General features: G+C 70.0%; 9 protein-coding genes and 1 other RNA gene. 7 read left to right on the top strand and 3 right to left on the bottom strand.

Annotation, left to right across the window (positions count from 1 at the left end):
- Positions 1–784, bottom strand: a 784-nt coding sequence (locus tag GORHZ_RS00300) for an SURF1 family cytochrome oxidase biogenesis protein (protein WP_006329152.1), incomplete at its 3' end; no start/stop codon positions are given.
- Positions 785–864: 80 nt separating this feature from the next.
- On the opposite strand from GORHZ_RS00300, the gene GORHZ_RS00295 reads away from it, so the two are divergent.
- A complete protein-coding gene (locus GORHZ_RS00295; protein ID WP_006329151.1) occupies positions 865–1,866 on the top strand; it encodes a zinc-binding metallopeptidase family protein in 1,002 nt (333 codons plus the stop codon).
- A 58-nt stretch (positions 1,867–1,924) separates the two neighbouring features.
- Here the strand turns inward: GORHZ_RS00295 and GORHZ_RS00290 are convergent, their stop codons facing one another.
- Together GORHZ_RS00290 and GORHZ_RS00285 are read right to left on the bottom strand one after the other, a co-directional pair.
- Positions 1,925–2,404 (bottom strand): low molecular weight protein-tyrosine-phosphatase, encoded by a 480-nt coding sequence (locus GORHZ_RS00290; protein WP_040529480.1) that lies wholly within the window; start codon positions 2,402–2,404, stop codon positions 1,925–1,927.
- The gene (locus GORHZ_RS00285) at positions 2,397–3,104 is read right to left on the bottom strand and encodes an HAD hydrolase-like protein (RefSeq protein ID WP_006329149.1); all 708 of its coding nucleotides are present in this window, start codon (positions 3,102–3,104) and stop codon (positions 2,397–2,399) included. The genes GORHZ_RS00290 and GORHZ_RS00285 overlap by 8 nt, the downstream gene beginning before the upstream one ends.
- A 39-nt stretch (positions 3,105–3,143) precedes the next feature.
- Between GORHZ_RS00285 and cobC the strand changes: the two genes are divergently transcribed.
- The 6 genes from cobC to GORHZ_RS00260 all read left to right on the top strand — a co-directional run.
- Entirely contained in the window at positions 3,144–4,199 is a 1,056-nt protein-coding gene (cobC, locus tag GORHZ_RS00280) for an Rv2231c family histidinol phosphate aminotransferase CobC (protein ID WP_006329148.1), read from the top strand.
- Entirely contained in the window at positions 4,196–5,320 is a 1,125-nt protein-coding gene (locus GORHZ_RS00275) for a Nif3-like dinuclear metal center hexameric protein (RefSeq protein ID WP_006329147.1), read from the top strand. Before cobC ends, GORHZ_RS00275 begins: the two co-directional genes overlap by 4 nt.
- A gap of 148 nt (positions 5,321–5,468) precedes the next feature.
- The gene (locus GORHZ_RS00270; protein WP_006329146.1) at positions 5,469–6,206 is read left to right on the top strand and encodes a zinc ribbon domain-containing protein; all 738 of its coding nucleotides are present in this window, start codon (positions 5,469–5,471) and stop codon (positions 6,204–6,206) included.
- Complete coding sequence (locus GORHZ_RS00265) at positions 6,206–6,859, top strand: histidine phosphatase family protein (RefSeq protein ID WP_006329141.1); 654 nt, start codon at positions 6,206–6,208, stop codon at positions 6,857–6,859. The genes GORHZ_RS00270 and GORHZ_RS00265 overlap by 1 nt, the downstream gene beginning before the upstream one ends.
- A gap of 31 nt (positions 6,860–6,890) precedes the next feature.
- Positions 6,891–7,323: RNase P RNA component class A (gene rnpB, locus GORHZ_RS29330), an RNA gene on the top strand.
- 52 nt (positions 7,324–7,375) lie between these two features.
- A partial coding sequence (locus GORHZ_RS00260; RefSeq protein WP_006329139.1) for an RNB domain-containing ribonuclease occupies positions 7,376–8,110 on the top strand: 735 nt, incomplete at its 3' end.

Below are 8,110 nucleotides of genomic sequence, written 5' to 3'. Positions count from 1 at the left end.
CCGATGAGGGCACACCCTCGGTGTCCGCAGTGGCTCGCGCGGCGGCGGCGCGCCGTCGCTGCCGCACCTCGGAGACGATGAAATACCCGGCACCGAGCGGTGCCATGATGCCGAACGCCAACCACTGCAGCCCGTAGGACAGGTATGGACCCGAGTCGAGCTGGGGCAGCGGAATCTCACCGAGAGCCCCCGGCTGACCCGGCGACAACTGCAGATAGAACGGGTCGAGAGCGGTGTCGGTGGCCCGGCCCACCTCGACGGGGTCGATCGTGTAGACCGCCAGGGCGCCCGCCTCGGAGTGCGCGCCCCGCCCGGGCGTGGTGCCCTCACTCTTGCGGATACGGCCCACGATCGTCGTCTCGGTCGAGGGTGCGACCGGAACGTCGGGCAGGGCTCCCTGCTCGGGGCGCACATATCCGCGGTCGACGAGCACCACCCGGGAACCGTCGCCGATCGCGAACGGTGTCAGCACCTCGACGGCCGGCCGTTCGGAGACCGAACGCAACCGGACGAGCACTTCCCGGTCGGTGAGATAGCGGCCCGTCATCGACACCTCACGCCACTCCGTCGACGGGTCGAATCCCCGGCCCGCCGGAGCGACCTCGCTCAGCGGTGCGGTGGGTGTGGACACGGCGGTCTTGATGAGCCCGTTGCGCTCGTCGGTGGCGGTGTTCTTGCCCAGCTGCCAGGGTGCGAGGACGCTGAAGCACAGTGCGGCGAAGGCCACGACGACCACCGCCAGGGCGATCCACCCGGGCCGCAGGAACGTCCGCACGACATGCACCCCACAACGGTACCGACGCGACCGGCCGGTGTGCGCGCCGCTACCGGGAAGGGCGCTGATCGGCAGGTAGCGTGAAAGCAATGCGAGACTTCCTCTGTCGGAAGTGTGGTCAGCGACTCTCGTTCGAGAACAGTCTCTGCCTGCACTGCAAGAGCCCGCTCGGGTTCTGGCTGGCGACCCGTACCATCCATGTCCTCGACGAACGCGGCCGCACCGAGATCGACGGAAAGCTGGTCGAGCGGTGCGCCAACACCAAGGTGGCGCAATGCAACTGGCTTGTGCCGTGGACGGGGGTGCCGGGCCTGTGTGAGTCGTGCCGGCTCACCCGAACCCGGCCGGCCGACTCCGACCTCAATTCGTTGCCGGATTTCGGTCGTGCGGAGGCAGCCAAGCGCCGGCTTGTCCTCGAACTCGACGAACTCGGGTTGGCCCGCCGAGGCCGCGACGACGACCCCGAAACCGGGCTGGCCTTCGATCTGCTGTCCAGCGCTCACGAACCGGTGGTCACCGGCCACGCCTCCGGAGTCATCACCCTCGACCTCGCGGAAGGAGACGACGTGCACCGGGAACAGATGCGAGTCGAGCTCGACGAGCCCTATCGCACAGTCCTCGGACACTTCCGCCACGAGATCGGGCACTACTACCAGATGGCGATCATCGACGACGACGTCCGCCCGCGATTCGAGGAGCTGTTCGGCGACCCGGATCTCGACTACCAGGCGTCCCTGGGCCGGCACTATTCCCAGGGTGCGCCGCCCGACTGGCGGCAGAACTATGTCTCGTCCTACGCCACCATGCATCCAGCCGAGGACTTCGCCGAGACGTTCGCGCACTACCTGCACATCCGCGACACCCTCGACACCGCCGCCGCCTTCGCGATGGCCCCGGCCGGTTCGACATTGGACAGCACGCTACCCGGTGACGTGGGCTTCGATCGGATCATCGAGTGGTGGCTACCGCTGACGTGGGCGCTGAACCAGATCAACCGGTCCATGGGGCATCCGGATCTGTATCCGTTCGTGCTCGCCGATCCGGTGCTGGAGAAGATGCGCTTCGTGCACAACCTCCTGCTGCCCGACTGACGCGGGTCGCGGGACGGTTCGCCTCCCCGGACCGGCCGGGGTGCGCGAGGTGGGGCCCTCAGGCGCCGTCGAGGGTGGCGTGCACCCAGGCAAGGAGTCCGGGGACGGCGGCCTCGATCTGTTCGCGGGTCGCGGCGAAGTCCTCGGACGTGCCGTAGTACGGATCGCTGACGTCGAGGCTGTCGGGACCGGCGGTCGGGTCGAAGGTGCGCAGGAGCCGCACCCGGTTGCCGAGCCGTTTGCGTTCCAGGTCCCGGACGTGTCCGGCGTCCATGGCGACGAGCAGGTCGGCGTCGAAATGGGTGGGCGAGAATTGCTCGGCGACATGGGCGTCGGAGTAGCCGTGGGCCAGGAGTTCGGTGCGGGTGCGGTTGTCGGCCGGTTCGCCGGTGTGCCAGCCGCTCGTGCCGCAGCTGCTCACCCGGACCCGGCCGGCCAGGCCCGCCTCGTCGAGTGCGGCGCGGAAGATGTTCTGTGCCATGGGCGACCGACAGATGTTGCCGGTGCACACGAAACAGACGTGTAGTTGCTCAGACACCCAATACCTCGCGCAGATGTGCAATCGACCCGACACTCCACGCTGCCGAGCCATCCTCCCCGTCCTGAGCGTAACCCCATCCGACGAGGATCGCTGGGATCCCGAACGTCGCTGCACCCTCGACGTCGTGGGCCCGGTCACCGACCATCACCACCGGTGCGGCGGTCACACCACTGGTCGGATCGGTCTCGATGCCCAACTGCTCGAGTGCATGGGCGATGACATCCGATTTGGCCCGCCGAAGCCCGTCGTCGCTGGCACCCGCGATGACCCGGAAGTGGTGTGCCAGGCCGAAATGCTCCAGGATCACGTGCGCGGTCACCTCGTTCTTGGACGTCGCCACCGCGAGGGTGCGGCCCGCCGCGGACAGGTCGGCCAGCACCGAGTCCATGCCCTCGAAGACCGAGTTCTCCAGCCAGCCGACCTCGGTATAGCGCCGGCGGTAGGCGATCATCGCGGCATCGGCGGTCGACGGGTCGAGGCCGATCGCGGTCAAGGTGTCGATCATCGGCGGACCGGCGATCCCCGCGACGACCTCCGCGGGCGGTTCCGGGGCGCCGACGGAGGCCAGGGCGTGCCGGAAGCTGTTGGCGATGCCCGCGAAACTGTCGGTGATCGTCCCGTCGAGGTCGACCAGCAGGGTGGTCGACGGATCGGTGGGATCGGGCAGTGCAGCGGGGGCTGCGGCGGTCTCAGGCATCTCGGTCACCGTTCTATCGTGCACGTAATGTGATGATCTATGACATCGGGGCTGTTCGCGCGCGACCGGCACGGCGATGCCGACGCGGAGCCGGGGCTGATCGATTTCGCGGTCAACGTGCGGGGCGGTCCGCCGGCCTTTCTGCGGGACGCCCTGACCGCCCGGATCGGTGATCTGGCCGGATATCCCTCGGCGGCCGACGAACGGCGGGCGATCGAGGCCATCGCCGCCGCCCACGGCCGGCGACCCGACGAGGTGCTCTTGCTGTCGGGGGCCGCCGAGGGTTTCGAGATGCTGCCCAAGCTGGCGCCGCGGCATGCCGCACTCATCCAGCCGTCGTTCACCGAACCCGAGATGGCGCTGGCCGCGGCGGGCGTACCGATCACCGACGTCGTGCTGCCGGAGCCCTGGGCGCTGACGTCGGGGGCGGTCCCCGACGACGCCGACCTCGTGGTGCTCGGCAACCCGACCAACCCGACCTCGGTGCTGCACCCGATCTCGGCGATCGAGGCGCTGCGCCGGCCCGGTCGCATCGTGGTGGTCGACGAGGCCTTCGCCGATATCACCCTCGATCCGGTCAACGGCCGTCACGAGCCGTGTTCGGTCGCGTCGCCGGCGGCGCCGGACGTCATCGTCATCCGGAGCGTGACGAAGACTTTCGGACTCGCCGGCTTGCGTGCCGGATACCTGCTGGCCGACCCCGACGTCGTCGCGCGGCTCACCCACGGCCGACGTCCGTGGCCGCTGGGCACTCTGGCACTGACCGCGCTCGCCGAGTGCGTGGGCGCCGCCGGCCAGAACCATGCGCGGGCGCAGGGCCGGGCGATCGCGGCCGACCGCGCCGTGATGTTCGACATGCTGGGCGCGGCCGGCATCAAGGTGTGTGTACCGCCGCAGGCATCCTTCGTCCTGGTGACGCTGCCGCGGGCGCTGGAGATCAAACAGCAGCTGCGTGAGCGGGGTTTCGCGGTGCGCAGCGCCGCCAACTTCGTGGGTCTCGACGACGACCACGTGCGTCTGGCCGTGCGGGACCGGGCGACGACCGCGGCACTGATCGAGGCCATCACGGCGATTCGGAAGGAGATCGGGGTATGAGTGCGACGGTGACGGGCGCCGAGGTGATCGCGGTGCTCGATGGTGCCTACCCGCGGCATCTGGCCGAGGACTGGGACTCGGTCGGGCCCGTGTGCGGTGACCCGTCGGAGTCGGTCTCCGGCATCCTGGCGTGTGTCGACGTCACCGACGCCGTGGTCGACGCCGCCGTCGCCATGGGCGCGCAGATGGTGGTGGCCCATCATCCGCTGCTGTTGCGCGGGGTGGATTCGGTGGCCGCCGACACGGCCAAGGGACGCATCGTGCATCGACTCATCCGCTCGGGCATCGCGCTGTTCACTGCGCACACCAACGCCGACAGCGCCCGGCCGGGTGTGTCGGACGCCCTCGCCGATCTGCTCGGTGTCGTCGACACCGTCCCCATCGCACCGAAACCGGCCGTAGAGATGGACAAGTGGGTGGTCATGGTGCCGGAGGGCAACGCCGAGCAGGTCACCGAGGCCATGTTCGCGGCGGGCGCCGGGTCGATCGGGGAGTACCGGGACTGTTCGTGGTCGGTGGTCGGCACCGGACAGTTCGAACCGCAGGCCGCGGCCAACCCGGCGATCGGGGTGATCGGCGAACGCACGCGCGTCGACGAGGAGCGCGTCGAGATGGTCGCCGCCAGAAGGCTGCGCCGAGCAGTGCTGTCGGCGCTGCGTGGCGCCCACCCGTACGAGGAACCGGCGTTCGACATCCTCGAACTCGCCGACGCCGGCGGACGGGTGGGGCTGGGGCGAATCGGACGGCTGCCGCAGCCCATCACGGCCTCAGAGTTCGCGCGGGTTGTCGTCGACCGGCTGCGCAGCCCGTCCGGGGTGCGCATGGCGGGTGACCAGGACGCCCGGATCACAACGGTGGCGGTGTGCGGCGGTGCCGGTGACTCGCTGCTCGGCGCGGTGGCTGCGGCCGGTGCCGACCTGTACGTGACCGGGGACCTGCGACATCACCCCGCCGACGAGAGCGCGCGCCGCGGCGGACCGGTGCTGGTCGACGCCGGTCACTGGGCGAGCGAGTACCCGTGGTGCGATCAGGTCGCCGACCTCCTTGTCGCAGCCCTCGACGTCACCGTCGCCGTCCATCGAGAACCCACCGATCCGTTCATCGTGGCCGCCGGGCGGTAGACCTCGATCCTCGGTGCACCGGGCCACGACGGGCGCGTACCGTATGGGGCACCGATCGGGCCGGCACGGCACAGATCGGCAGAACAGCACAGGGATACGGCGACGACGACGGGTGCGTCGCGGTGTGGCAACGCCGGAGGTGGGCACGATGAAAGTGGATGCCGGGATTCAACGACTACTCCTCGATCTGGCCACCGCCGACACCGACATCGCGCGGCTCGACCACCGCAGCACGCATCTCGCCGAGGACGCCGAGCTCGCCGACCTGGACAAGCGGCTGGAGGCAGCGCGCGACGACCTGGTCCGAGCCGAGATCTCGGCCGAGGACCTCACGCGCGAGTACCGCCGCATCGAGGGCGAGGTCACCGGGATGACGGCTCGCGAGGCCCGCGATGCCGAATTGCTCACCGGCGGTGGCCTGGCACCCAAGGCGCTCTCGGAGCTGCAGCACGAATTGACGAGTCTGGCCCGACGGCGCGAAGCATTCGAGGACGACATGCTCGGCGTGATGGAACAACAGGAGGCGCTCGCCGCCGAACAACAGCGCGCCGGCGCCACCATCTCCCACCTCAACGGGGAACTCGCAACCCTGAGTGAGCGACGCGCGGCCGCACTCGGGGAGATCGAGGCCGACCGTGCGGTCGCCGCGCGGCGCCGCGACGAACTCGCCGCGGAGATCACCCCTGACCTCCTTGCGATCTACGACCGCCAGCGCGCAGCCGGCCGCGTCGGAGCGGGTCTGCTGCGGGCGCGCCGGTGCGGCGCCTGCCGGATGGAACTCGACCGCGGCACGCTCGCCTCGATCGCGGCGAAGGAACCCGACGATGTCGTGCAGTGCGAGGAGTGCGGCGCGGTGCTGGTGCGGACCGCGGAATCGGGCCTCTAATGGCCGGCGGGAAGGCACCCACCTGGCAGGGACAACGTAGCCGGCCCACCCGGCTGCTGCTGCTGCGTCACGGGCAGACCCCGCTGTCGGTGGAGCGGCGCTACTCCGGACGCGGCAACCCGGCACTGACCGACACCGGCGTGACGCAGGCGCGTGGGGCGGCCGCGCGCCTGGGTGGCATGCCCGAGATCGCTGCGGTCGTGTCGTCACCGCTGGAGCGTGCCCGGACGACGGCACAGGCGGTCGCCGACCGGCTGGGCCTCGGGATCGTCGTCGACGACGGGTTCATCGAGGCCGACTTCGGGGCCTGGGAGGGCCTCACTTTCACCGAGGCCGCCGAACGCGATCCGGAGCTGCACGCCCGATGGCTCGCCGACACCGAGGTCCCCACTCCGGGCGGGGAGAGCTTCGCCCAGGTGGGTAAGCGTGTCGTCGAGGCCAAGAATGGTCTGCTGCAGCGGTTTCCCGGTCAGACGGTGGTCGTCGTGTCGCATGTGACGCCGATCAAGTCGCTGCTGCGCGATGCGCTCGGTACCGGCCCGGAACTGTTGTTCCGCCTGCACCTGGACCTCGCCTCGCTGTCGATCGCCGAGTTCTTCCCCGACGGCGGTTCGGTGGTGCGGCTCGTCAACGACACCGGTCACCTGGAGTGACGAGGACGCCCGGCTATCCTGTGTGAGCGAACGAGTCGGCCGGGCGGCCGCGGCGTACGGAACGGCCCAGGGATCTGGGCATGCCGTCGTCGAGGAAAGTCCGGACTCCGCAGAGCAGGGTGGTTGTCAACGGCAACCCGGGGTGACCCGCGGGACAGTGCCACAGAAAACAGACCGCCGACGTCGGGTCCCGCGTGGATCGGGCGCCGGTAAGGGTGAAACGGTGCGGTAAGAGCGCACCAGCGGCGCGGGTGACCGCGCCGGCTCGGTAAACCCCACCCGGAGCAAGGCCGAAGCTCGCATCTCGGAGCGATCCGGAGTGCGGGTGCGCGGGTGTTCGAGGGCTGCTCGCCCGAGCCCGCGGGTGGGCCGCTCGAGGTACCCGGCGACGGGATACCCAGATGGATGGTCGCCACCCGGTCACCGACCGGGGACAGGATCCGGCTTACACGCCGGCTCGTTCGCCCCCGCTCCGGTCGGACCGGTGACCTTCCGGACACGCACTAGAGTCGGGGTGTGCAGCGCTTTCTGTCCGCCCCGGAGATCGACTTCGGCGCGATCCGCGACGAACTCGGGGTCAGTGAGGACTACGGAGCCGAGGCACAATACGAGGCCGACCACGCCGAGGACCGGTACGCGGCCGACCGGGAGGACCGTACCGATCTGCCGCTGGTCACGATCGATCCGCCGACCTCGCTTGACCTTGACCAGGCCGTGCACATCACCGCCGACGCGGACGGATTCCTCGTGCACTACGCGATCGCCGACGTGGGCGCACTCGTGGTCCCCGAAGGTGCCCTCGACCAGGAGAGCCGTCGACGGGGCACGACCATCTACCTGCCGGACCGCTCGGTCCCGTTGCACCCGCGCTCATTGTCGGAGGGTGCGGGGTCGCTGCTGCCCGATCGGACGCGACCCTGCATGCTCTGGACCATCCGGGTGAGCGCCGACGGTACGGCCACCGATGCGACGCTGCGCCGGGCGCGGGTGCGGTCGGTGGCGAAACTCGACTATGCGGGGGTGTCCGCCGATGCCGCGGCGCGACGTCTGCACCCGTCGATCGCCGCGCTCCCCGCCTTCGGGGAGTTGCGCCGGCGCGTCGCCCTCGACGGTGGCGCGGTCGAACTCGATCTGCCCGATCAAGAGGTGATCCGGGACGGACGGCACTGGACGCTGCGGCTCGCGCCGGACACCCCCGCCGACATGTGGAACTCGCAACTGTCGCTGCTGGCCGGATGTCCGCCGGACGCA

The sequence above is a fragment of the Gordonia rhizosphera NBRC 16068 genome, assembly GCF_000298195.1.
Taxonomy (GTDB): Bacteria; Actinomycetota; Actinomycetes; order Mycobacteriales; family Mycobacteriaceae; genus Gordonia; species Gordonia rhizosphera.
This window is presented reverse-complemented; position numbering and strand designations above follow the sequence as displayed.